Raw genomic sequence first — 24894 nt, forward strand, 5'->3', positions numbered from 1 at the left:
TCGAACGGCTGGCCGGATCAGTGCCTCTTCGTGTCATTGCGTACCCGCGCTGTGAACCTCCGGCGTAGGGTCGCGCATATGCGCATCGCCGTTTCCTCGGACATGGATGAGCCACCGGCCCGCCAGCTCGTCGACGACCTGCGCCGCCGCGGGCACACGGTGGAGGTCTTCGGCGCGCTCCGCGACGGCGACCGCGCCGACTGGGCCTGGAGCGCGGAGGCTGCCGCGCGGGCCGTCGCGCACGGCGCCGCTGATCAGGCCGTGGTCTGCTGCTGGACCGGCGCGGGCGCGTCGATGGCGGCCAACAAGGTCCCCGGCGTCCGCGCGGCCCTGTGCGCCGACGCGTACGCCGCGCGCGGAGCGCGGGTCTGGAGTGACGCGAACGCGCTGGCGCTCAGCCTGCGTACGCTGTCCGGCGGGCTGCTCGCCGAGATCCTCGACGCGTGGTTCGCGGCCGGCGCCGAGCAGGACCGCGACGCCGAGGACCGCGCGAACATCGCCCACCTCGACGCCATCGGGTCCACGGCCCCCGCCACCGGGCAGACGGCCACCACCGAGCACGCGACCGCTGCCGGCACACCCGCGGGCAGTGCAAGTGAAAGGGCATGACTTCATGACGTCCGACCTCGTATGGGTCCTCATACGCCAGGACGACGGCGCCAACCGCTACCGCGTCGGCCGCTACGCCACCCGGGCCGAGGCCGAGCGCATCGCCGACCGGCTCGGCGGCTGCGGCCAGGACCGCGACCAGGAGCGGGGCGGCGCGGAGGAGCGCCGCTACGTCATCGAGCGCATCGCCCCCCGGCTGGCCCAGGCGTGACGCCTCCCCGGCTGGTGGTGGGCGCCGCCCTGCTCTCCGACGGCCGGCTGCTCGCCGCCCGCCGCACCGCGCCCGCCGCCCTCGCCGGGCGCTGGGAGCTGCCGGGCGGCAAGCTGGAGCCCGGCGAGACCGCTCCCGGCGCGCTGGTGCGCGAGCTGCGCGAGGAGCTGGGCGTCGAGGCGGAGCCGCTGGAGAGGGTGCCGGGGCAGTGGCGGGTGGCCGGCGGCACGCTGGTGCTCCAGGTGTGGACGGCCCGGCTGCTGGCCGGCAGCCCGCGCCCCCTCCAGGACCACGACGAGCTGCGCTGGCTGCGGCAGGCGGAGGTCGACACCGTCGACTGGCTGCCCCAGGACCGCCCCGCGGTGCGCTGGGTGGCCTCCAGGCTGGGCGACGGGTCCTGATCCTCGCGGTGGCGCGTACGCGTGCCGCGGCCCCGGCGGTCCGCCTCCTCCTGGCGGCGGCGGTGGGGACGCGAGGAGCGGGTGCATGAGGGAATATCGGGTAAAAGGGGATGAATCCCTGTAGGTGGCCGGTGGATCCGGCCCGACCCGGTCGGGGGTGCGAGGCATGACCGCCAGCGGCGACACCCCGCCTGCCGAGCCGTCGCCCCGGATCGGCCAGGAGGGTCCGCAGGCCCCGCTGCCCGGCCCGGTCGAGCTCGGTGAGGACACCGGCGTCGCGGGCACCGGTGCCGGCTCGCTGATGGACACGCTGCGGGTCGCGGTGGTCATGCTCGACACCTCGGGGCGGGTCCTGCTGTGGAGCCCACTCGCGGAGGAGGTGCTCGGGTGGGCGGGGGAGCACATCGTGGGCCGGCGGGTCGGCGGGCTGTTCGGGCCGGGCGGCCAGACCCCCGGCGGCGAGGAGTCGGCCGCGCAGGCCGAGCAGCTCCTCGGGGAGCTGCTGCGCGACGGGCGCTGGGACGGCATCCTGTCGCTGCGGCACCGCGACGGGCACGCCGTGCAGGTCGAGGCGCGGGCGTCGCTGCTGGTGGACGGGGACGGGCGGCCCTTCGTGCTGGCGTCCATGGTGGAGACCAGCCGGCTGCGGACCCTGGAGCACGACCTCGCGGCCCTCGACTCGCTCTTCAACGCCTCCCCGCTGGGCGTGGCGATCTTCGACCGCGAGCTGCGCTACATCCGCGTCAACGACGCCCTGGCCCGGATGAACGGCGTGTCCGTCGCCGACCACCTCGGCCGGACCGTCGCCGAGGTGATCGACGTCAGGGCGGCGGAGTCGCTGACCGCGCTCCAGCGGGACGTGCTGGTCACCGGGCGGCCGGTGATCGACCTGGTCTCGCCCGCGCCCGGCGGCCGCGGGCACCGGTCGCTGTCCTACCACCGCCTGTCGGACCGCGCGGGCCGGGTGCTGGGGATCAGCGCCACCGTGATCGACGTGACCGAGCGGGTGGAGGCCGCGGCCAAGGCCGAGCGGGGCCGGCGGCGGCTGGCGCTGCTCAACGACGTGGGCTCGCGGATCGCCGGGCAGCTGGACGTGCGGCGCAACGCCGAGGAGCTGGCCGCCTCCCTGGTGCCGACCTTCTGCGACTACTCGGGCGTGGTCCTGCACTCCCAGCTGTCCGACGGCGGCGAGCTGCCCACGGCCGCGTACAGCGACAGCACCCCGCTGCGGCAGACCGGCGTCGGGGCGATCACCTGGAGCCCCGACGTCGTGCGGATGATCAGGCCGGGGCAGGCGATGTCCTTCGACCGCAAGACGCCCTTCGGGCAGGTGCTGGCCACCGGGCGGCCCCGGCTGCTCGCCTCGCGCGAGGAGCTGGCGAACCTGACCTTCCCCGGCGACCCCAAGGTGCGCGCGATCCTCGCCGTCGGCGTCGAGTCGATGCTGGTGCTGCCGCTGCGCGCGCACGGGGTGGTGCTCGGGCTGCTCATCACCAGCAGGGCGGCCGGCCGCGAGGCGTTCGACCAGGAGGACCTGGCGCTGGGCATGGAGTTGGCCGACCGGGCGGGCGCGGCGCTGGACAACGCGCGGCTGTACGTCCGCGAGCGCGAGGGCGCACTGATGCTCCAGCGCTCCCTGCTGCCGCGCTCCACGCCGGCCGCGCCGGGCGTCGACGTGGCCTACCGCTACGTGCCGGGCAGCAGCGTCGCCGAGGTCGGCGGCGACTGGTTCGACGTGCTGCCGCTGGCCGGCGGCCGGGTCGGCTTCGTCGTCGGCGACGTCATGGGCCACGGTCTGGCCGCGGCGGCCACCATGGGCCGGCTGCGTACCGCGGTGCGCACTCTCGCCGGCCTGGACATGGCGCCCGACGAGCTGCTGCGCCGCATCAGCGACTTGGGCGACGACCTCGCGCAGAGCCAGTCGGACGGCTGGATGGCCACCGCCGTCTACGCCGTCTACGACCCCGCGACCCGCCGCTGCGCCATCGCCCAGGCCGGGCACCCGCCCCCGGTGCTGATCGAACCCGGCCACGCGCCGGGCAGGCACACCGCGCGGCTGCTCGACCTGCCGCCCGGAGTGCCGCTGGGCGTCGGGGGAGTCCGCTTCGAGACGACCGAGCTGGACGTGCCCGACGGCACGGTTCTGGTGCTCTACACCGACGGCCTGGTCGAATCCCGCCGCCATGACATCAACACCGGCCTCGAACGGCTCCGCTCCACCCTGTGCCGCCCGTTGGACTCGCTGGAGGACGCCTGTGACGACGTTCTCGCCACCATGGAACCCGGGCGCGAGCCCGACGACGTGGCCCTGCTGATGGCCCGCCTGGGTACATTGCCGAGCGGAGCCACCATCGCGTGGACCTTCCCCGCCGAGGCCAGCGCCGTACGGCTGGCCCGCCGCAGGGTGCGCGACGCGCTCGCGGAATGGGGCCTGCCGGAGCTGACCGACGTGACGGTGCTGCTGGTCAGCGAGCTGGTCACCAATTCCCTGCGCTATGCGCACGGCCCCATCGGGGTGCGCATGGCGCGCGGCAGGTCGCTGCTGGTGGAGGTGTCCGACCCGCTGCCCGATCCGCCGCGCGAGCGGGTCGCCACCGCGGAGGACGAGGGCGGCCGCGGGCTGCAGCTCGTGGCGGGCGCGTCGCGGCGATGGGGGACCCGTGACGGGCCGCTCGGCAAGACCGTGTGGTTCGAACTGGGACTGCTGTGACGGTTCTGACCGGCACTCCCGTGACAGGTGTGGCGACCCCTCCCGTGACCGCCGCCACAGCGCCCCCGTTGTGATCACCGAAATGGTTCGCGGGGCGTGTGCCGGGTATTCCGAAGAGACGAGAGCGAAAGGTGCGACCGAGGTGTCCAGGGGAGGGCCCCCGTGCCCCACGAGCCGAGATGATGCTGTGATCGACAAGACCGTGTGCTGGACGGTCCGCATGCTGAATACTCAGCTCCAACCGGTCCATGTGTGCTGAGCTGGAGGGGTCGGGCGAGTGAGCGACATGCCAGCAGGGGCGGTTCCGCCAGGAGACGATCCGGACGCGGCGGCACAGACCGCGGTCTGGCAGTCCAGTCCGCCCGGCTCCATCTACGACTACATACGAGTCGCCTCGTTCTCGCTCGGCCCCGACGGACGTATCGAGCAGTGGAGTGAACGGGCCGCCGAATTCTTCGGGGTCCCCGCCGCCGACGCCGTCGGCCGCGACCCCATCGCCGCGTTCGCGCCCCCGCATGTGCAGGACCGCGGCCACGAGCGGCTCACCGACATCCTCAACGGCCGCGAGTGGACCGGACTCGTCCCGTACAACGACGCGTCGGGCGCCGAGGGCCTGGCCGAGGTGTACGTCATGCCGGCCGACCGCGGCGCCCTGTGCATCGCCGTCGACGTGGCCACGCTGCGGCAGATCGAGACCGATCTGGCCGCCTCGCAGGCGGTCTTCGGGCAGTCGCCGATGGGCTTCGTGCTGTTCGACAACGAGCTGCGGCTGATCCGGGTCAACGACCGCTTCGCCACCGTCTTCGGCCGCCCGGCCGACGAGCACCGCGGGCGCGGCCCGCAGGACTTCCTGTCCCGGGTCGAGGCCGATCGGCTGACCGCCGCCCTGCGCCAGGTGCTGGAGACCGGCGAGGCGGTCCTCGACATGCCCCTGGTCGGCACCGTGCCCGGCGACCCGTCCAGGCGCCGCTGGTCGATCTCCCTCTACCGGCTGCACAGCTCCTCGGGCCGCCCGATCGGCGTCGCGGGCCTGGCGATGGACGTCACCGGGCGCCAGCGCGCCGAGCGCGAGGCCGCGCACGCCCGGCGCAACCTGGCGCTGCTCAACGAGGCGGGCGCGCGCATCGGCACCTCGCTCGACCTGGAGACCACCGCGCGCGAACTGCTCGACGTGGCCGTCCCGCACTTTTGCGACCTGGCCTCCGTCGACCTCTACCAGGCGCTGCTGTCCGGCGCCGAGGAGCTGGCCGGCGCCACCGACGGCAGCGGCGAGCTGCGCAGGGTCGCCTTCGCCAGCTCCGTGTCCGACGCGCCCGTCGCGATGGCCGGCGACGACGACGACGTGTCGGCCGACGAAGGCCCGGTCTCCGTCGGCTCGGTCCACCGCTACCGCTTCAGCTCGGCCAGCGCCCGCGCGCTGCGCACCGCGCAGCCGCAGGTGCTCGACGGCGACGGCGGGCAGGACCTGGGCGGCGCCCTGGTGCAGTCCACCCTCGTGGTGCCGATGGTCGCCCGCGACACGGTCCTCGGCCTGGTGCAGTTCTCCCGCGCCAAGGGCAGCGAGCCCTTCACCGAACGCGACCGCATGCTGGCCGAGGAACTGGCCGCGCGGGCCGCCATCTTCATCGACAACGCCCGCCTCTACCGCCGCGAGCACGAACGCGCGCTGATCCTCCAGCGCAGCCTGCTGCCGCCCGACGACCCGGAGGCCGCGGGCCTCGACATCGCCTGCCGCTATCTGCCGGGCAGCATGGAGACCGAGGTCGGCGGCGACTGGTTCGACGTCATCGAACTGCCCGGACACCGCACCGCCCTGGTCGTCGGCGACGTCATGGGCCGCGGCCTGCGCGCCGCCGTCGCGATGGGCGAACTGCGCACCGCCGTGCGGACGCTGGCGATGCTCGACCTGGAGCCCGGCGAGGTGCTCAGCGCCCTGGACGAGGTCGTACGGGGCCTGGGCGCCCCCACCCCCGGCCGCACCCGTAGGGCGAAGGAGCAGGAGTCCGACCTCACCGAGGTCTACCTGGCCACCTGCGTCTACGTCGTCTACGACGCCGTCACCCGCCGCTGCGCCATCGCCAACGCGGGCCATCTGCCGCCGGTCGTCGTGGAGCCGGGCGAGTCGCCGCTGCTGCTCGAACTGCCCAGGGGAGTCCCGCTGGGCGTCGGCGGCGAGCCGTTCGAGGAGAGCGAGGTCGAGCTGCCCGAGGGGGCGCTGCTCGCGCTCTACACCGACGGCCTGGTCGAGTCGCGCAGCCTGCCGCTGGACGAGGGCCTCGACGCCTTCCGGCTGTCGCTGGACGGGCCCGAGCGGCCGCTGGAGGACATCTGCGACCACGTGCTCGCCACCCTGGACACCGCGCACGGCGAGGACGACATCGCGCTGCTGATGGCCCGTATCCAGGGCCTGCCCGCCGACCAGGTCGGCGACTGGACGCTCAAGCCGCAGCCCACATCGGTGGCAAGGGCCCGCGAGCTGGCCCGCGAGCAGCTGCTCGCCTGGGACCTCGGCGACCTGGTCGACACCACCGAACTGCTGGTCAGCGAGCTGGTCACCAACGCGCTGCGGCACGGCTACGGCGACATCAGGCTGCGCCTGCTGCTGGACCGCACGCTGGTGTGCGAGGTGTGGGACAGTGCCCTGGTCCAGCCGCGCCGCCGCCGTGCCCGCGACACCGACGAGGGCGGCCGCGGGCTGCAACTGGTCACGATGCTCAGCGAGAGCTGGGGCAGCAGGCGCACGCACCGCGGCAAGACGGTGTGGTTCGAACTCGCCCTGCCCGGGCGGCAGTCCCACGTCGCGACCCCGACGGTGGACGAGCTGCTCAGCATGTTCTGACCAACAGCCGCCGGGTTCCCCGCCCTTGACGGGGCGTCTACGGGTGGCCGGTCCCCTGCCCTTGAGGGGACTGCCCCTTGGCGTGCGTCGCCTGCCCGCGGCCGCTTCGGGGTCGCGCGCCCCGTTCTGCCCCGGAGCCTCGCCTAAGGCTCCCGGCAACGCGCGCGCTCGCGGTAGAAGATCCGGACAGGCCCTAGAAGCGCCCGCCGCCCCCCATGCGGCCGCGGGTCTGGGTCCCGCCGAAGCTGCCGGGGCCCGCGCCGCCGAAGCCGCCGTCGCCTTTCAGGCCGCGGGTGCCGCCCAGGCTGCCGTAACTCCGCTTGTCCCCGCGTCCGTTGCCGAACAGCTCGCCGAGGATGATGCCGCCGAGCATCGCGCCGCCCATCCCGCCCATGCCGGGACCGCCCCGGCGACCGCCGTAGGAGGCCGCCCCGAAGGAGCCGATGTCCTCGTGGGCCAGCCGTTGGGCGTCCCGGGCCAGCCGGTCGGCGTCCTGGGCGTCGGCCAGGGCCGCCGAGGCGTCGGCGGGGGCGGCGTCCTCGGCCTGCCGGAGGCGGCGTTCGGCCTCGGCCAGCCGGGTACGGGCCTGGCTGCCGATCGCGCCCCGGTGGGTGGTGATCACGTCACGGGCCGCCGCGGCCCCGCTGCGGGCCCCCAGCAGCGCCTGGTCGAGCAGTACGCGGGCCCGCCGCCCGCCGGCCTCCTGCCCGCGCGCCCCGGCGAGCACCTCGTGCAGGGCCGCCCCCGCCTCCGCCACCCGCCGCAGCCCCGCGAGCGGGTCGGACCGCCCGCTGGCCGGCTCCGCCCGCACGGCGGCGACCACCGCCTCGGCCCGCGCGATCCGGCCGCGCAGGTCGGCGTGGTCGCCGCCGTGACCCCCGTCGCCGGCGTAACCCCCGCCGCCGTGAACCGCGTCGCCGCCCGTACCGTCCGCGCCCAGCAGCCCCCGGGCCTCCGCCAGGTCCGCGTCGGTCTGTGTGAGGGCCGCGCGCAGCGCCGTCTCGGCGGCGTGCAACTCGTCGGCGCGGCGGGTGACCGAGTCGGCCAGCGTGGTGGCCTGGTCCAGGGCGCCCTCGGCCGCGCGGACGAAGACGGCGGCGCGGCCGTGGTCGGTGCCGATCGCGGCGCGGGCCTGGTCCAGGCCCGCGCGGGCGAAGTCCAGCCGGTCGCGGGCCTCGGCGGGGTACCCGGCGACCGCCTCGACGGCCGGGTCGGCGTAGGCCGCGGCCAGCGGCCTGAGCGCCGCCTCGGCCGCGGCGATCCGGCCCGGCAGGGCGGCGGCCCTGGCCTCGGCCTGCTCCAGGAGCTGCGGGGCGTTGGCCTCCATCGCGCGCAGCCGGTCGAATGCCTCGGACTCCGCGTCGAGCCGCCGGTTGGCCTGGGTGCAGCGGGAGAGGATCTCGTCCAGCAGCTGCCGCCTGGTCACGTCGTCGTCGGGGACGGCGTCGTCCAGCTTCTGCCGCAGCCGGAAGGCCGCGGCCAGCTCGCCCTCGGCGTAGTCGACCGCCTCGGTGAAGGGCTGCGCCGCCGCCTCGCCCGACTGGGCGGCCGCGAAGCCGACGTCCTCCCGGCTGGTGCGCACCGCGTCGTCGGTGGCCACCAGCAGCTGCCCGGCCTGCGCGTCCAGTTCGGGCAGCGGTGTCGGCTTCGGGGCGTAGCGGCGGCCGCGCCCGCCAGGCGCCGGTCCGGTGCCGGCGCCTTCCGAGGGGCGGCCCGTGGCGGCGCCGCGGCGGCGCCGGATCGCGTAGACGACGAGCAGGCCGGCCGCGGCCACCACGACGACCGGGATCCACAGGTCGGCGGCGCCGTTCCTGGCAGCGGGTTCGCCGCCGGGGTCCGCGGTGCCCGGGGTGATGGCGGGCGCGGTGACCGCGCGGCCGGCGAGGACCGCGTCGTAGCCGTTGGCGGCGCCGACGGCCGCGCCGGCCCAGTCGTTCTGCCGCAGCGCGGGTTCGACGGCGGTGGAGCCGACCTGGTCGAGCTGGGCCTGGGTCAGGCCGGAGTCCTGGTCGGCGGAGACCGCGTACCGCCGGTCGTGGGTGTCGACGGCCAGCAGGATGTCCTGCCGGCCGAGCCCGTTCCTGGTCGCCGTGGCATTGGCCCAGTCCTGCGGGCCGCGGCCGGAGAAGCCGTTGACGTACACGACGAAGAGCTGCAGGTGGCGGGTGTCGTGGAGCCGGTCGAGGGCGGTGGCGACCTGGGAGGTGCGGCCCTGGAGCGCGTCGACCCTGTCGGTGATCCGGCCGGTGCGCGACAGGGCGATCGGGTCGTCGGCGCTGGCCTGGCCCGGGTGCGGGAGCAGCAGCGCGAGCCCGAGCGCGCCCAGCGCCGCGCACCACCGTGGGACTCGCCGCCTCATGCGCCCGCGCCCTTCGCCCGCGCCACGTCTCCACCGCGTGGCTGTTATCGGAGGCTATGTGTGCGATGTGCGGTACGCGACTTATACGCGGCGCCGGGTCGTACGGCGCGGCGCCCGGTTCGTACGGCGAGGAGCGCGGGGGCCGGCGGGTACGGCGGTACGCCCCGGGGGTGGCGGCCCCCGGGGCGTACCGCCGTACGGTCCGGCCTACCCCTGGCGGCGCCTGATCTTGCTGCCCAGCCACACCAGCGGGTCGTACTTGCGGTCGATGGCCCGCTCCTTCAGCGGGATCAGCGCGTTGTCGGTGATCTTGATGTGCTCGGGGCACACCTCGCTGCAGCACTTGGTGATGTTGCAGTAGCCGAGCCCGTGGTCCTCCTGCGCGGACGCGGCCCTTACCAGGCCCTGGTCGGCGGCGGCGTCCAGCGGGTGCATGTCCAGCTCGGCGATCCGCATCAGGAAGCGCGGCCCGGCGAAGGCCGCCTTGTTCTCCTCGTGGTCGCGGACCACATGGCAGGTGTCCTGGCACAGGAAGCACTCGATGCACTTGCGGAACTCCTGCGAGCGCTCCACATCGACCTGCTGCATGCGGTACTCGCCGGCCGGCACGCCCTTCGGCGGGACGAAGGCCGGGACCTGCCGGGCCTTGTCGTAGTTGAAGGACACGTCCGTGACCAGGTCGCGGATCACCGGGAAGGCCCGCAGCGGGGTGACGGTGACCGTCTCGTCCGGCGCGAAGACCGACATGCGGGTCATGCACATCAGCCGCGGCCGCCCGTTGACCTCGGCGCTGCACGACCCGCACTTGCCGGCCTTGCAGTTCCAGCGGACCGCGAGGTCGGCGGCCTGGGTGGCCTGCAACCGGTGGATGATGTCGAGGACGACCTCGCCGTCGTTCACCTCGACCTCGTAGTCCCGCAGGTCACCGCCGTCGGTGTCGCCCCGCCAGACCTTGAAGTGCGCTGTGTGGGTCACCGGTCAAGCTCCTCGTCCGTCAGGTATTTCAGCAGCTCTTCCCGCTCGAAGAGGGCCAGCAGATCGGCCCGGATCGGGTCCATCGGGCGCTGCCGCAGCCCCACCCGCGCCTGCTCCCCCTCGCCGCCCGGGTCCTCGCCCGCCAGCTCGCACACCAGGTTGACCTTGCGCCAGCCGCGGTCCATCCCCGGGTGGTCGTCGCGGGTGTGGCCGCCGCGGCTCTCGGTACGCTCCAGCGCCGCCCGGGCCACGCACTCGCTGACCAGCAGCATGTTCCGCAGGTCGATGGCCAGGTGCCAGCCCGGGTTGAACTGCCGGTGACCCTCCACCCCCGCCCGCCGCGACCTGGCGCGCAGCGCGTCGAGCCGCTCCAGCGCCTGCTCCATCTCCGGACCGCGCCTGATGATGCCGACCAGGTCGTTCATCACCTGCTGCAGCTCCTGGTGCAGGGTGTACGGGTTCTCCGCCGGCTCGTCGCCGTCCGCGGCCGCCCCGAAGGGCCGCAGCGCCTCCGCCGCGGCCTCGTCGATCTGCGCCTCGGGCGCCGCGGGCCGCCGCTCGCCGAGCCCGGCGGCGTACTCGGCCGCGAAGAGCCCCGCCCTGCGGCCGAAGACCAGCAGGTCGGAAAGGGAGTTGCCGCCGAGCCGGTTGGAGCCGTGCATGCCGCCGGCCACCTCGCCGGCCGCGAAGAGCCCCGGCACCCCGCGGGCCGCCGCGGTGTCCGGCTCCACGTCGACGCCGCCCATCATGTAATGGCAGGTCGGGCCGACCTCCATCGCCTCGGCGGTGATGTCGACGTCGGCCAGCTCCTTGAACTGGTGGTGCATCGACGGCAGCCGGCGCTTGATCTCCTCGGCGGGCAACCGGGTCGAGACGTCCAGGTAGACCCCGCCGTGCGGGGTGCCGCGGCCGGCCTTGACCTCGGAGTTGATCGCGCGGGCCACCTCGTCGCGGGGCAGCAGCTCGGGCGGGCGGCGGTGGTTGTCCGGGTCGGTGTACCAGCCGTCGGCCTCCTCCTCGCTCTGCGCGTACTTCTCCTTGAAGACGTCGGGGACGTAGCCGAACATGAACCGCTCGCCGTCGCTGTTGCGCAGTACCCCGCCGTCGCCGCGCACCGACTCGGTGACCAGGATGCCCTTGACCGACGGCGGCCAGACCATGCCGGTGGGGTGGAACTGGATGAACTCCATGTTGATCAGCGGCGCCCCGGCCAGCAGCGCCAGCGCGTGCCCGTCGCCGGTGTACTCCCACGAGTTCGACGTGACCTTGAAGGACTTGCCGATGCCGCCGGTGGCCAGCACCACCGCGGGCGCGTCGATCACGAACAGCCGGCCCGACTCGCGGACGTACCCGAAGACCCCGGCGACCTTGCCGTCGTCCTTCAGCACCCGGGTGACGGTGCACTCCTGGAAGACCTTCAGCTTGGCCTCGTAGTCGCCGGTCTCGGCGAAGTCCTCCTGCTGGAGCGAGACGATCTTCTGCTGGAGGGTGCGGATCAGCTCCAGGCCGGTGCGGTCGCCGACGTGCGCGAGCCGCGGGTATTCGTGGCCGCCGAAGTTGCGCTGCGAGATCCGGCCGTCCGCGGTGCGGTCGAACAGGGCGCCCCAGGTCTCCAGCTCCCACACCCGGTCGGGGGCCTCCTTGGCGTGCAGCTCGGCCATCCGCCACTGGTTGAGGAACTTCCCGCCGCGCATGGTGTCGCGGAAGTGCACCTGCCAGTTGTCGTGGGAGTTGACGTTGCCCATGCTGGCCGCGATGCCTCCCTCGGCCATCACCGTGTGGGCCTTGCCGAAGAGGGACTTGCAGATCACGGCGGTGCGCATGCCCCGCTCCCGCGCCTCGATCGCGGCCCGCAGCCCCGCGCCGCCCGCGCCGACCACGACCACGTCGTACGCGTGCCGTTCGACTTGTGTCATCTCAGAAGAACCTCGGATCGTCGAATACGCCGCTGGCCACCAGGTACACATAGAGGTCGGCGACCCCGACGCTGATCAGCGAGGACCAGGCGAGCAGCATGTGGCGGCCGTTGAGCGCGCCGACCCAGCCCCACAGCCGGTAGCGCACCGGGTGGGCGGAGAAGTGCCGGAGCTTGCCGCCGATGATGTGCCGGCAGGAGTGGCAGGACAGGGTGTACGCCCAGATCAGCGCGATGTTCACCAGCATGACCAGGGTGCCGAGCCCCGCGTGGCCCCAGGCGCCGTGCTCGTCGCGGAAGGCGAGCACCACGTCGTAGGTCAGGATGCCGGCCACCGGGAGGGCCAGGTAGAAGAAGTACCGGTGGACGTTCTGCAGGATCAGCGGCAGCCGGGTCTCGCCGGTGTACTTCGCGTGCGGCTCGGCGACCGCGCAGGCCGGCGGCGAGGCCCAGAAGCCGCGGTAGTAGGCCTTGCGGTAGTAGTAGCAGGTCAGCCGGAAGCCCAGCGGGAAGACCAGCACCAGCAGCGCGGGGGACAGGCCCCACCAGGCGCCGAACAGGTGCCAGTCGGCGCCGCCGTTCATGTCGGTGCAGTTCGAGGCCAGGCAGGGCGAGTACAGCGGCGACACGTAGGGCGCCGAGTAGTAGTCGCCGTTCGCGAAGGCCCGCCAGGTGGCGTAGATGATGAAGATCGTCAGGGCTGTCGCGGTGACCAGCGGTGAGAGCCACCACCGGTCGGTCCGCAGGTGCGGGGCGGAGATCGCGGCCCGCCCGGGTGCGAGTACACCGCGGGCGGCGGGGGTGGTGGGGGTGGTTCCGGTGGCCAAGGAGGACTCCGTACGGGAAAGGACCGGGGGCGCGCGACCGGGCCGTCGCACGCCGCTGCGTACGACGGGCGCGCGGCTACGGCGCGTGCCGGTGCGGCGAGCCGAGCCCCTCGTCCTCGGCGTCCGCCCACAGCCCGCGGTCGTAGGGCGCGTCCGGGATGGTGACCATCTCGACCTGCCGCGTCCCCGCGGCGGCCGGCGCCGAGTCCTGCAGCAGCGCGAGGCTCTCCCGCAGGTGGGCCGCGGCGCTGCGCACCCGGCGCATGTCGAGGGTGTCGCCGCTGTGCTCGTCCAGCCGCGCCACGCAGCGCATCAGGTCGTCGAGCCGGCGCTGGACCGACGTCAGGTCGTCGTGCAGGGACACGTGAAGTCCTCACCATCTGCCGCCGTGATGAATGCAGTACGGGGCGGTGCTGCGGATGCGAGTGTCGCGCGTCACACCGCGCCTTGTGAAGACGGCTGCACGGAATACCGCTGCCGCGGCCGGGCGCGGCAGGGCTGTGGGCCGGACGGGTGGAGTGCGCCGGGCGCGTCGGCGGGTCGGGGCCGCGCCGCCGGTGGCGTCGTCTGGAGTGAGGGTGCGATTAACCGGAACACCTGTAAAACGGCCCATCCGACCAGATGAAGTATGTCCCCGGCGTACGCCGAGCCTCCGGCCGGCCGCCTGGGCCGCGGAGGAGCGACATGAACCGCAGTGCGGACCCGACCGCTGTCACCCCGGCGCCGCGGGCGCGCGCGGTGCGTACCGCCCTGGCGCTCACCGCGGCGCTCACCGCGGGCGCCACGCTGACCCTCACCGCCTGCTCGTCGGGCGGCGGCGGCACCCACGCCGCCGGCACCGCGGGCACCGACGTGGCCACCGTCGCCAGGGCGGGCGTACGCGACGGCGGCACCCTGCGCTGGGCCACCGACGACGTGCCGCGCACCCTCAACGCCTTCCAGGCCGACGCGGACGCCGACACCGCCACCGTCGCCGGCGCGACCCTGCCGGCGATGTTCCGCCTCGACGCCCACGGCAAGCCGCACGCCGACACCGACTACCTGAAGAAGGCCGACGTCACCGGCCGCGAGCCCCGCCAGGTCGTCACCTACCAGCTGAACCCGAAGGCCAGATGGAGCGACGGCCGGGCGGTCGGCGCCGCCGACTTCGCCGCCCAGTGGAACGCGCTCAGCGGCCGGAACTCCGCCTTCTGGACCTCGCGCAACGCCGGCTACGACCGGATCGCCTCGGTCGCGCAGGGCGCCGACGCCCAGCACGTCGAGGTCACCTTCAGCACGCCCTACGCCGACTGGCGCTCGCTGTTCAGCCCGCTCTACCCCAAGTCCGTCACCGGCAGCCCCGACGCCTTCAACGACGGCGCCCGCACCGCGCTGCCCGTCGTCGCGGGGCCCTTCGCGGTCAAGGGCGTCGACACCAGGGCGGGCACGGTCACCCTGGTCCGCAACCCCTCCTGGTGGGGGCAGCCCGCCAAGCTCGACCAGCTGGTGCTGACCGCGGTGCCGCGGGCCAAGCGGACCTCCGCGCTGGCCGCCGGCACCCTCGACCTGGCCGGCATCGACCCGGGCGCGCTGGCAGCGGTCAAGAGGACCAGGGGCCTGGCGGTGCGCAAGGCACCGGACGCCGCCTACGCGCAGCTCGCGCTGAACGGCAGCGCCGGGCCGCTGGCCGACGAGCGGGTACGGCACGCGGTGGCCCGCGCGATCGACCGCAAGGCCATCGCGACCGCCGTGCTCAAGCCGCTCGGCCTGCCCGCCGTCCCCCTCGGCAACCACCTGGTGCTGCCCTCGCAGGACGGCTACGCCGACCACAGCTCCGCGCTGGGCGCCGCCAGCCTCCAGCAGGCGCAGGCGCTGCTCGCCGACGCGGGCTGGAAGCAGTCCACCGCCAAGGCCGGCGACCAGGCGGCGGGACCCGGCCGCAGCGCGGCCTCGGGCGCGCTGACCGTGGTCGAGCCCAGCAGGGCGGTCACCAAGAGCGGCAAGCAGCTCAGCCTGCGGTTCGTGCTCCCCGCGGACTCCCCGACGCTGAACGACGTCGGCGGGCGGATCGCCAGGATGCTGTCCGCGATCGGCGTCCGCACCGAGATCACCAAGGTCGACGGCGCGAGCTACTTCCAGGACCACATCGCCGCCGGCGACTTCGACCTGGCGCTCTACTCCTGGCCGGGCAGCGCCTACCCCGCCACGGACGAGACCCCTATCTACGCCAAGCCCGTGCCGGCCCCCGACGGCTCGCTGACCGTCGCGCAGAACTACACCCGGGTCGGCACCGACCAGATCGACCAGCTGCTCGACCGCGCGGGCAGCGAGCTGAACGCCTCCGCGGCCCGCGACCTGACCGCCCAGGCCGACTCCCGCATCTGGGCCGCGGCCGGCTCGATCCCCCTCTACCAGCGCCCGGCCGTGGTCGCCCTGCGGACGACCGTCGCCAACGCCGGGGCCTTCGGCTTCCAGACCCCGCGCTACGAGGACATGGGCTTCCGCAAGTAACGCCCCCCGGGCCGCCCCCTGCGACTCAGCGCACGGTGCGCAATGACGGGGACAGGGCGGCGGCCTCGGCACGCAGCGGGCCGGCGAGGGCCGGGCGGCCGGCGACGGTGTGGGCCGCGGCCAGGGTGAGCAGGGCCCTGGCCCTGCTCAGGTTGTCCGGGGCCATGGCCACCGCCAGCGACGCCAGCTTCTCCGCCTCCCGCGGCCGGGCGCCGAAGAGCGCCTCCATCGCGGCCAGGTCGGTGCCGCGCAGGGCGGCGGCCGGCGACTCCGCCCGCAGGGCGGCCAGCGCCGCGGAGAACGCGGGCAGCGCGTCGGCCCGACTCCAGTGCCCCGCCGCGATCCCGTCGGCGAGCGCGGAGGCGTACAGCTGGAGCGCCCCCCTGCGCAGCTCCGGCGACACCGACCGCTCCCGCAGGGCGGCAGCCGTCCGGGCGGCGTCATCGCAGCGGCCCTCCGCGAGGGCGACGACGGCGGTCATCGCCTGCCGCCGCGCCGAGCCCGACGGCTCGGCCGCGTCGAGCGCGGCCCTCGCCAGGTCGATCCGGCCGGCGGTCGCCGCCCTGGCCGCGGCCAGGCTCGCCGGGTCGTGCACCCATTCGGCCAGCCGCTGGTCCTCCCGCCCGAAGGGCAGCCGCAGCAGCCGCCAGGCCGGTGAGGTGACCCGGCCCGGCTGGACCGTCACCAGCATCACGGTCAGCGCGGCGACGCCCCAGCCGATCGCCGCGGCGGACCCGCCGGCGGCGATCAGCGCGGCGCCGGACAGCGCCTCGGCGAGCAGCGTCAGCGCGGTGCCCCACCACATGCGGCGGCGCAGCCCCGGCCGGTCGACGACGACCTGGCAGGTGTTGACGACGATCAGCGGCAGCAGCCGGAAGGTGAGCAGCCGCCCGCGGCGCACGGTGCCGCCGAGCCGGCGGCCGACGCCGATCGACGTCCAGACCTCCGCGAGGCCGGAGAACCGGCCGAGCAGCCGGTAGCCCAGGAAGAAGATGTTCAGGCCGACGACCATGCCGAGCGCGAAGCGCATGAGGTCCGCGGCGGTGAAGGGCAGCGCGCCGGCCGCGCTGAGTAGTCCGAGGGCCGCGGTGGCCATGACCACCAGCAGGTTCGGCAGCGCCCGCCGCCCGGCGGTGTGCGCCGTGCCGGGGGAGTCGGCGGGATCGCGGGCTACGCCGTCCGGTAGCGGCGGCACTGTTTCGCCCTGCGGGAGGGCCGGTGACGTGGACACGCAGAGATCGTCCCACCCCCCCGGCCCCGCCGTCGCCGGGGTCCGCGGGGCCCCGCGGGGCCCCCGGCCGCTTCGCTCGGGCGCGGCCGGGGGTGCTGGCACGTACCATGGGGAACGGCCGCGGCGTGACTTCTGCCCGGCACGGGCGAGCGCGTCGAAGAGGAACGCGACGCCATCCACGATTCCGGGAGAAGCGCCGCCGCATGTCCACGCGCCACGATATTCGTAACGTCGCCATTGTCGCCCATGTCGACCACGGCAAGACGACCCTCGTCGACGCCATGCTCAAGCAGGCCGGGGCCTTCGCCGCGCACCAGCATCTGGACGACCGGATGATGGACTCCAACGACCTGGAGCGCGAGAAGGGCATCACCATTCTCGCGAAGAACACCGCCGTGAAGTACCACCCGAAGGACGGCGGGGACCCGGTCACCATCAACATCATCGACACCCCCGGCCACGCCGACTTCGGCGGTGAGGTCGAGCGCGGCCTGTCCATGGTGGACGCGGTGGTGCTGCTGGTGGACGCCTCCGAGGGCCCGCTGCCGCAGACCCGCTTCGTCCTGCGCAAGGCGCTCACGGCCCGGCTGCCGGTGATCCTGTGCATCAACAAGACCGACCGCCCCGACTCGCGGATCGACGAGGTGGTCAACGAGACCTACGACCTCTTCCTCGACCTGGACGCGGACGAGGACCAGATCGAGTTCCCGATCGTCTACGCCTGCGCCCGTGACGGTGTCGCGTCGCTGACCAAGCCGGACAACGGCACGGTGCCGGCCGACAGCGACAGCCTGGAGCCGTTCTTCTCCACCATCCTGTCCACCGTCCCGGCGCCGACCTACGACGAGGAGGCCCCGCTCCAGGCGCACGTCACCAACCTGGACGCGGACAACTTCCTCGGCCGTATCGCGCTGCTGCGGGTCGAGCAGGGCCACCTGAAGAAGGGGCAGACCGTCGCCTGGATCAAGCGCGACGGCAGCGTCTCCAGCGTCCGCATCACCGAGCTGATGATGACCGAGGCGCTGACCCGCAAGCCCGCGGAGAGCGCGGGCCCGGGCGACATCTGCGCGGTCGCCGGCATCCCGGAGATCATGATCGGCGAGACGCTGGCCGACCCGGAGAACCCGATCGCGCTGCCGCTGATCACGGTGGACGAGCCGGCCATCTCGATGACCATCGGTACGAACACCTCGCCGCTGGTCGGCAAGGGCGGCAAGGGCCACAAGGTCACCGCCCGCCAGGTCAAGGACCGCCTCGACCGGGAGCTGATCGGCAACGTCAGCCTGCGGGTGCTGCCGACCGAGCGCCCCGACACCTGGGAGGTGCAGGGCCGCGGTGAGCTGGCGCTGGCCATCCTGGTGGAGACGATGCGCCGGGAGGGCTTCGAGCTGACCGTCGGCAAGCCCGAGGTGGTCACCAAGGAGATCAACGGCAAGCTCCACGAGCCGATCGAGCGGCTGACGATCGACTCCCCCGAGGAGCACCTGGGCGCCATCACGCAGCTGATGGCGGCACGCAAGGCCCGGATGGAGACGATGACCAACCACGGGTCCGGCTGGATCCGGATGGAGTGGATCGTGCCGTCCCGCGGTCTGATCGGCTTCCGCACCGAGTTCCTGACCCAGACGCGCGGCACCGGCATCGCGCACTCCCTCTTCGAGGGCCACGAGCCGTGGTTCGGCGAGCTGCGCACCCGCAACAACGGCTCGCTCGTCGCCGACCGCTCCGGCGTCGTCACGCCGTTCGCGATGATCAACCTCCAGGAGCGCGGCGTGATCTTCGTCGAGCCGACCACCGAGGTCTACGAGGGCATGATCATCGGTGAGAACTCGCGTTCCGACGACATGGACGTGAACATCACCAAGGAGAAGAAGCTCACCAACATGCGCGCCGCGTCCGCGGACAACACCGAGAACGTGGTGCCGCCGCGCAAGCTCTCCCTTGAACAGTCCTTGGAATTCTGCAGGGACGATGAATGCATCGAAGTCACCCCGGAGACGGTCAGGATCCGTAAGGTGGTCCTCGACCAGAAGGAGCGGGGCCGTGCCGCGTCCCGCGCCAAGCGCTGACGCTCGCTGACCGCCAACTGAACGGTGAGGGGTCCAGGCCTGCCTGGGCCCCTTTCGCGTGGCCTTTCGGTGTCCGCTTTTCGGACACCAACCTCCGTTAGATAGGTCACACTGCCCATTTCGCCGGTGTCTGTCTACGTTCCATAATGTCCGGATTCTGGAACAAGATCGCTGTCGATGTGACCAAAGCGAGACCGTCCCTGTGTCGATCCGACTTCAAACGTGCCCGATAGTGGGACGAAGTTGAAGCTCGGGTCAATGGGTCACGCGCTGATGGGGAGCGCCGACTCACGAGCACAGGAAGGCCGTAGTCGCTGTCAGGGGTGTCAGTGAGCGTCCGGCCTTCCTTTCACGTATCGACAGTGACTCCTGAGGAGGCAAACCCATGCGCGGTGCCAAGAGCGCCAAGTGGGTCGTAGGTGCGGCCGTGATCGCCCTCGCAGCGACCGCCTGCAGTTCGAGCGACGACTCGGGCAGCAAGGACAAGGCCAAGGCCAGCAGTGGATCGAGCGACGGGATCGTCCGAGCGTGGTGGGGGGACCCCCAGAACCCGCTCGAGCCCGCCAACACCAATGAGGTGCAGGGCGGCAAGGTCCTTGACATGATCTTCATGAACCTCAAGGAGTACGACCCGAAGACAGGTAAGGCCAACCTTGAGGCCGCTGACTCGATCACCACGACCGACCAGCAGAACTTCACCATCAAGATCAAGCCGGACCTGAAGTTCTCGGACGGCACCCCGGTCACCTCCAGCTCCTTCGTGGACGCCTGGAACTACGGTGCCCTGGTTACCAACAAGCAGCTGAACGCCTACTTCTTCGCCGACATCGACGGCTACAAGGCCGTCCACCCGTCGGACGACCCGGGCGCCAAGCCGACCTCGAAGACCATGTCCGGTCTGAAGGTCGTGGACGACCACACCTTCACGGTCAAGCTGGCCCAGAAGTTCTCCACGTGGCCGGACCGCCTGGGCTACAAGGCCTTCGCGCCGCTGCCCAAGGAGTTCTTCGACAACCACGCGGCGTACCTGGCCAAGCCGATCGGCGACGGCCCGTACATGATCGCGTCGTACACCAAGGGCACCAGCATGAAGCTGGTCCCGAACCCGAACTACACGGGCCCGAGCAAGCCGAAGAACAAGGGCGTGCTGCTCAAGGTCTACACCAGCGACGACACCGCGTACGCCGACCTGCAGTCCGGTCAGCTGGACGTCCTGGACACCGTTCCGCCGGCCGACCTGCCGCACGTCAAGAGCGACCTCAACGGCCGTTACCTGAACCAGCCGGCCGGCATCATCCAGACCTTCTCCTTCCCGATGTACGACCCGGCGTGGAGCAAGCCGGGCATGGAGAAGGTGCGCCAGGGCATCTCGATGGCGATCGACCGCAAGACGATCACCGACAAGATCTTCCAGGGCACCCGCACCCCGGCCACCGACCTCACCTCCCCGGTGCTGGGCGCGGCCGGCGGCTACAGCGCCACCCTCGCCGGCGACGCGGTCAAGTACGACCCGGTCAAGGCGAAGCAGCTGATCCAGGACGGCGGCGGCCTGCCCGGCGGTCACATGACGCTCGGCTACAACGCCGACTCGCCGCACAAGGACTGGGTCGACGCGGTCTGCAACAGCATCAACCAGGTCCTGGGTGACAACAAGGCCTGCGTCGGCGCCCCGACCGGCACCTTCGCGGACTTCCGCAACCAGATCACCAAGGGCCAGATGAAGCAGCCGTTCCGCTCCGGCTGGCAGATGGACTACCCGCTGATCGACGACTTCCTGTCGCCGCTGTACGCCACCGGCGGCAGCTCCAACGACTCGAAGTACACCAACAAGACCGTCGACAACCTGATCAACCAGGCCAACGCGGAGCCGGACACCTCCAAGGCGATCACGCTGTACCAGCAGGCCGAGTCCCAGGTCATCAAGGACATGCCGGTCGTGCCGCTGTGGTACCAGAACGGTGAGGCCGGCTGGTCGTCCAAGGTGTCGAACGTGACCGAGAACGCCTTCAGCGTTCCCGTCTTCACCGACATCACGGTCAACTGACCCTGCACCAGCACCACCTGCAGTAGGCGCGCCCCTCAGGGGAGACGTCGGGCGCGCCTGCGGGGGAACTGACAAACAACCGCTCGCGGTGTGGATGTCGGCCGGGGCCACAAGCCCCGGCCGACGTCTGCCCCGATCCCTGGAGGGCAGATGGGGCGCTACGTCATCAGGCGACTGCTCCAGATGGTTCCGGTCTTCATCGGAACCACATTGTTGATCTTCGTCATGGTCTACGGGCTCGGTGATCCCGTTGCCGCCATGTTCGGAGACCGTACGCCGGACCCCGCAACCGCGGCCCAGATCAGACACGATCTGCACCTCAACGACCCGTTGTGGCAGCAGTACCTGATCTACATGCAGCACATCTTCAAGGGTGACTTCGGAAAGGCCTCCAACGGCCAGCCCGTCACCGAGCTGCTCGGCACCGCATTCCCCGTCACGCTGCGGCTGACCATCATGGCGTTCGTCATCGAGGCCGTCGTCGGCATCGCGCTCGGCCTTTTCGCCGGGCTGCGGCGCGGCCGGTTCTTCGACACCGGCGTGCTGGCGATGACGCTCCTGGTGGTCTCGATCCCGACCTTCGTCACCGGCTTCGTGCTGCAGTACCTCCTGGGCGTCAAGTGGGGTGTGGTCCATCCCTCGGTCGGCGAGGGCGCGCCCTTCAAGGACCTGTTCATTCCCGGCCTGGTGCTCGCGGGAGTCTCCCTCGCGTACGTCGCCCGGCTGACCCGCACCTCGGTAGCGGAGAACTCCCGGGCCGACTACCTGCGCACCGCGGTGGCCAAGGGCCTGCCGCGGCGCCGGGTGATCACCAACCACATGCTGCGCAACTCGCTGATACCCGTGGTGACCTTCCTGGGCACCGACATCGGGAACCTGATGGCCGGTGCGCTGGTGACCGAGCGGATCTTTAACATCCACGGTGTCGGTTACCAGATCTACCAGGGCATCGTGCACAACAACCCGCCGACCGTGGTCGGCTTCGTGACGGTGCTGGTGATCATCTTCCTCGGCGCCAACCTGCTCGTCGACCTGCTCTACGCGGTCCTGGACCCGAGGATCCGGTATGCCTGAGAACACCGACTCCGTGATCCTCGACAGCGCCGCCGCCGCCACCAGCGGCCCCGCGCTGATCGCCGACGTGGACAAGCGCGACAAGCCGCGCAGCCTGTGGAACGACGCCTGGTACGACCTGCGACGCAAGCCGGTCTTCTACATATCGGCGCTGGTCATCCTCTTCCTGATCGTCATCGCGATCTGGCCGGGGCTGATCGCCACCGGCGACCCGCTGCAGTGCCAGCTGATCAACTCGCTGAACGGGCCCAGCTCGGGCCACTGGTTCGGCTACGACCAGCAGGGCTGTGACGTCTACACCCGTACCGTCTACGGTGCCCGCGCCTCGGTCGAGGTCGGCATCTTCTCGACGGTCGGCGTGGCCGTGCTCGGCGCGGTGCTCGGCGGCCTGTCCGGCTACTTCGGCGGCTGGCTCGACGCGATCCTCTCCCGCATCAGCGACATCTTCTTCGGCATCCCGATCCTGCTCGGCGGCGTCGTCTTCCTGTCCGCGGTCAAGGGCGGCTCGGTGACCACCGTGTCGACCTTCATCATCCTGCTGGGCTGGCCGCAGCTGGCCCGTATCGCCCGCGGCGCGGTGATCACCGCGAAGGAGCAGGACTACGTGCTGGCCGCCAAGGCGCTCGGCGCCGGCCACGGCAGGGTCCTGCTGCGGCACATCGCCCCGAACGCGCTGGCTCCGGTCATCGTATGGTCCACCATCGCGCTCGGCACCTTCATTTCGCTGGAAGCGACACTGTCCTTCCTCGGCGTGGGCCTCAAGCCGCCGGCCGTCTCGTGGGGTATCGACATCTCCTCGGCGTCCGAGCAGATCCGCAACGCGCCGCACATGCTGCTGTGGCCCGCGGGTGCGCTCAGCGTGACGGTGCTGGCCTTCATCCTGCTCGGCGACGCGGTCCGCGACGCCCTCGACCCCAAGCTGCGCTAGGAGGGCGTACGTTGACTGTCATCGACGATATATCGGACGTTCCCACGCCTGACGCGAGCCTGGCGCCGCTGCTCGAAGTACGCGACCTGCACGTGGAGTTCCACACCCGGGACGGCGTCGCCAAGGCCGTGAACGGTGTCAACTACTCGGTGAGCGCCGGCGAGACCCTCGCCGTGCTCGGCGAGTCCGGCTCCGGCAAGTCGGTCTCCGCACAGGCGGTCATGGGCATCCTCGACATGCCGCCGGCCCGTATCCCCAAGGGCGAGATCTTCTTCCAGGGCCGCGACATGCTCAAGATGTCCGGCGAGGAGCGGCGGAAGATCCGCGGCCGGAAGATCGCGATGATCTTCCAGGACGCGCTGTCCTCCCTCAACCCGGTGCTCAGCGTGGGCTACCAGCTCGGCGAGATGTACCGGGTGCACCAGGGCCTGTCCCGCAAGGACGCCAAGGCCAAGGCCATCGAGCTGATGGACCGGGTGCGCATCCCCGCCGCCAGGGAGCGGGTGGGCGACTACCCGCACCAGTTCTCCGGCGGTATGCGCCAGCGCATCATGATCGCCATGGCGCTGGCCCTGGAGCCCGACCTGATCATCGCCGACGAGCCCACCACGGCTCTCGACGTGACGGTCCAGGCGCAGGTCATGGAACTGCTCGCGGAGCTGCAGCGCGAGTACAACATGGGCCTGATCCTGATCACCCACGACCTCGGCGTGGTCGCCGACGTCGCCGACAAGATCGCGGTGATGTACGCGGGCCGGATCGTCGAGGACGCCCCCGTCCACGACATCTACGCCAAGCCCGCGCACCCGTACACCAAGGGCCTGCTCCAGTCGATCCCGCGGCTGGACCAGAAGGGCCAGGAGCTGTACGCGATCAAGGGCCTGCCGCCGAACCTGACGCGTATCCCGTCGGGCTGCGCCTTCAACCCGCGCTGCCCGATGGCGCAGGACATCTGCCGTACCGACGTGCCTCCGCTGCACCCGGTCGGCACGGCGCGCGGCAGCGCCTGCCACTTCTGGAAGGAGACCCTCGGTGAGTGACACCACCCTCCCCAAGGACCCCGAGGACGCGGCGGCGACCGCGGCCGAGGCCGCCGTGCCCGATGCGGCGACCGCGCTGGTGGCCGAGGCTGCCGCCGCCCAGCTCGCGGACCGGGAGCCGATCCTCCAGGTGCGCAACCTGGTCAAGCACTTCCCGCTGACCCAGGGCATCATCGTCAAGCGGCAGATCGGCGCGGTCAAGGCCGTCGACGGCGTCTCGTTCGACCTGTACGCCGGCGAGACGCTGGGCATCGTGGGCGAGTCCGGCTGCGGCAAGTCCACCGTCGCCAAGCTGCTGATGAACCTGGAGCAGGTCACCGCGGGCGAGGTCTTCTACAAGGGCCAGGACATCACCAAGCTGTCGGGCCGCGCGCTCAAGGCGGTGCGGCGCAACATCCAGATGGTGTTCCAGGACCCCTACACCTCGCTCAACCCGCGGATGACGGTCGGCGACATCATCGGTGAGCCGTTCGACATCCACCCGGAGGTGGCGCCCAAGGGCGACCGCCGCAAGCGGGTCGAGGAACTGCTCGACGTCGTCGGCCTGAACCCCGAGTACATCAACCGCTACCCGCACCAGTTCTCCGGCGGCCAGCGCCAGCGCATCGGCATCGCCCGCGGCCTCGCGCTCAACCCGGAGATCATCATCTGCGACGAGCCCGTCTCGGCGCTGGACGTGTCGGTGCAGGCGCAGGTCATCAACCTGATGGAGAAGCTGCAGGACGAGTTCAACCTGTCCTACATCTTCATCGCGCACGACCTGTCGATCGTGCGGCACATCTCGGACCGCGTCGGCGTGATGTACCTGGGCAAGATCGCGGAGATCGGCTCGGACGCCGAGATCTACGAGCACCCCACCCACCCGTACACCCAGGCGCTGCTGTCCGCGGTGCCGGTGCCCGACCCCGAGGCGCGCGAGCACCGGGAGCGGATCATCCTGTCGGGTGACGTGCCCTCGCCGGCGAACCCGCCGTCCGGGTGCCGCTTCCGCACCCGCTGCTGGAAGGCGGAGGACCGGTGCGCGCTGGAGGAGCCGCTGCTGGCGATCCCGACCCGGTTCGCGAACGTCGACACCCCGGCGAAGCACGAGTCCGCGTGCCACTTCGCCGAGGAGAAGGACGTGGTGGGCGCCGCCTGACCGGGCCCGTCCGCAACAGCACCGCAGAAGGGGC

At 72.1% G+C, this 24894-nt stretch carries 18 protein-coding genes; 12 read left to right on the forward strand and 6 right to left on the reverse strand.

Annotation, left to right across the window (positions count from 1 at the left end; genetic code table 11):
• Positions 1-78 precede the first annotated feature (78 nt).
• The 5 genes from BUE44_RS02095 (at position 79) to BUE44_RS02115 (ending at position 6770) form a co-directional block, all read left to right on the forward strand.
• On the forward strand, positions 79-609 hold the full coding sequence (locus tag BUE44_RS02095) for an RpiB/LacA/LacB family sugar-phosphate isomerase (RefSeq protein ID WP_079189398.1): 531 nt from the start codon (positions 79-81) through the stop codon (positions 607-609).
• A 4-nt stretch (positions 610-613) separates the two neighbouring features.
• Complete coding sequence (locus BUE44_RS38280) at positions 614-820, forward strand: hypothetical protein (protein WP_073492958.1); 207 nt, start codon at positions 614-616, stop codon at positions 818-820.
• Positions 817-1221, forward strand: coding sequence for a (deoxy)nucleoside triphosphate pyrophosphohydrolase (locus BUE44_RS02105; protein ID WP_073492960.1), 405 nt, complete (start codon positions 817-819; stop codon positions 1219-1221). The genes BUE44_RS38280 and BUE44_RS02105 overlap by 4 nt, the downstream gene beginning before the upstream one ends.
• 166 nt (positions 1222-1387) lie before the next feature.
• On the forward strand, positions 1388-3931 hold the full coding sequence (locus BUE44_RS02110; protein WP_079189400.1) for an ATP-binding SpoIIE family protein phosphatase: 2544 nt from the start codon (positions 1388-1390) through the stop codon (positions 3929-3931).
• Between the two features lie 286 nt (positions 3932-4217).
• A complete protein-coding gene (locus BUE44_RS02115; protein ID WP_073493421.1) occupies positions 4218-6770 on the forward strand; it encodes a SpoIIE family protein phosphatase in 2553 nt (850 codons plus the stop codon).
• A 193-nt stretch (positions 6771-6963) separates the two neighbouring features.
• Here the strand turns inward: BUE44_RS02115 and BUE44_RS02120 are convergent, their stop codons facing one another.
• The 5 genes from BUE44_RS02120 to BUE44_RS02140 all read right to left on the reverse strand — a co-directional run bounded on the left by BUE44_RS02120 (position 6964) and on the right by BUE44_RS02140 (position 13210).
• Positions 6964-9129: a TPM domain-containing protein gene (locus BUE44_RS02120; protein ID WP_073492962.1), complete on the reverse strand. Its 2166-nt coding sequence runs from the start codon at positions 9127-9129 to the stop codon at positions 6964-6966.
• A 207-nt stretch (positions 9130-9336) separates the two neighbouring features.
• Complete coding sequence (locus BUE44_RS02125) at positions 9337-10104, reverse strand: succinate dehydrogenase/fumarate reductase iron-sulfur subunit (RefSeq protein WP_073492964.1); 768 nt, start codon at positions 10102-10104, stop codon at positions 9337-9339.
• Positions 10101-12020, reverse strand: a complete 1920-nt coding sequence (locus BUE44_RS02130; RefSeq protein WP_073492966.1) for a fumarate reductase/succinate dehydrogenase flavoprotein subunit — start codon at positions 12018-12020, stop codon at positions 10101-10103. Before BUE44_RS02130 ends, BUE44_RS02125 begins: the two co-directional genes overlap by 4 nt.
• A 1-nt stretch (position 12021) precedes the next feature.
• Positions 12022-12846, reverse strand: coding sequence for a hypothetical protein (locus BUE44_RS02135; protein WP_073492968.1), 825 nt, complete (start codon positions 12844-12846; stop codon positions 12022-12024).
• A gap of 76 nt (positions 12847-12922) precedes the next feature.
• Positions 12923-13210 carry a hypothetical protein gene (locus BUE44_RS02140; RefSeq protein WP_073492972.1) on the reverse strand — a complete coding sequence of 96 codons (288 nt, stop codon included), beginning with the start codon at positions 13208-13210 and terminating at the stop codon, positions 12923-12925.
• A 320-nt stretch (positions 13211-13530) separates the two neighbouring features.
• Between BUE44_RS02140 and BUE44_RS02145 the strand changes: the two genes are divergently transcribed.
• A complete protein-coding gene (locus BUE44_RS02145; protein ID WP_073492974.1) occupies positions 13531-15336 on the forward strand; it encodes an ABC transporter family substrate-binding protein in 1806 nt (601 codons plus the stop codon).
• A gap of 25 nt (positions 15337-15361) precedes the next feature.
• On the opposite strand, the gene BUE44_RS02150 is transcribed toward BUE44_RS02145, so the two are convergent.
• Positions 15362-16567, reverse strand: coding sequence for a hypothetical protein (locus BUE44_RS02150; RefSeq protein ID WP_143172457.1), 1206 nt, complete (start codon positions 16565-16567; stop codon positions 15362-15364).
• 203 nt (positions 16568-16770) lie between these two features.
• Between BUE44_RS02150 and typA the strand changes: the two genes are divergently transcribed.
• The 6 genes from typA to BUE44_RS02180 all read left to right on the forward strand — a co-directional run bounded on the left by typA (position 16771) and on the right by BUE44_RS02180 (position 24860).
• A complete protein-coding gene (typA, locus tag BUE44_RS02155; RefSeq protein WP_073492978.1) occupies positions 16771-18636 on the forward strand; it encodes a translational GTPase TypA in 1866 nt (621 codons plus the stop codon).
• A gap of 385 nt (positions 18637-19021) precedes the next feature.
• Positions 19022-20680, forward strand: a complete 1659-nt coding sequence (locus BUE44_RS02160; protein ID WP_073492980.1) for a peptide ABC transporter substrate-binding protein — start codon at positions 19022-19024, stop codon at positions 20678-20680.
• A gap of 150 nt (positions 20681-20830) precedes the next feature.
• Positions 20831-21754 carry an ABC transporter permease gene (locus BUE44_RS02165; RefSeq protein WP_073492982.1) on the forward strand — a complete coding sequence of 308 codons (924 nt, stop codon included), beginning with the start codon at positions 20831-20833 and terminating at the stop codon, positions 21752-21754.
• Positions 21747-22682 carry an ABC transporter permease gene (locus BUE44_RS02170; protein ID WP_079189402.1) on the forward strand — a complete coding sequence of 312 codons (936 nt, stop codon included), beginning with the start codon at positions 21747-21749 and terminating at the stop codon, positions 22680-22682. The genes BUE44_RS02165 and BUE44_RS02170 overlap by 8 nt, the downstream gene beginning before the upstream one ends.
• 11 nt (positions 22683-22693) lie before the next feature.
• On the forward strand, positions 22694-23722 hold the full coding sequence (locus BUE44_RS02175) for an ABC transporter ATP-binding protein (protein ID WP_073492984.1): 1029 nt from the start codon (positions 22694-22696) through the stop codon (positions 23720-23722).
• Positions 23723-23777: 55 nt separating this feature from the next.
• Positions 23778-24860 carry an ABC transporter ATP-binding protein gene (locus BUE44_RS02180; protein ID WP_107415605.1) on the forward strand — a complete coding sequence of 361 codons (1083 nt, stop codon included), beginning with the start codon at positions 23778-23780 and terminating at the stop codon, positions 24858-24860.
• Positions 24861-24894 lie beyond the last annotated feature (34 nt).

The organism is Actinacidiphila paucisporea, assembly GCF_900142575.1.
In the GTDB taxonomy this organism is placed as follows: Bacteria; Actinomycetota; Actinomycetes; order Streptomycetales; family Streptomycetaceae; genus Actinacidiphila; species Actinacidiphila paucisporea.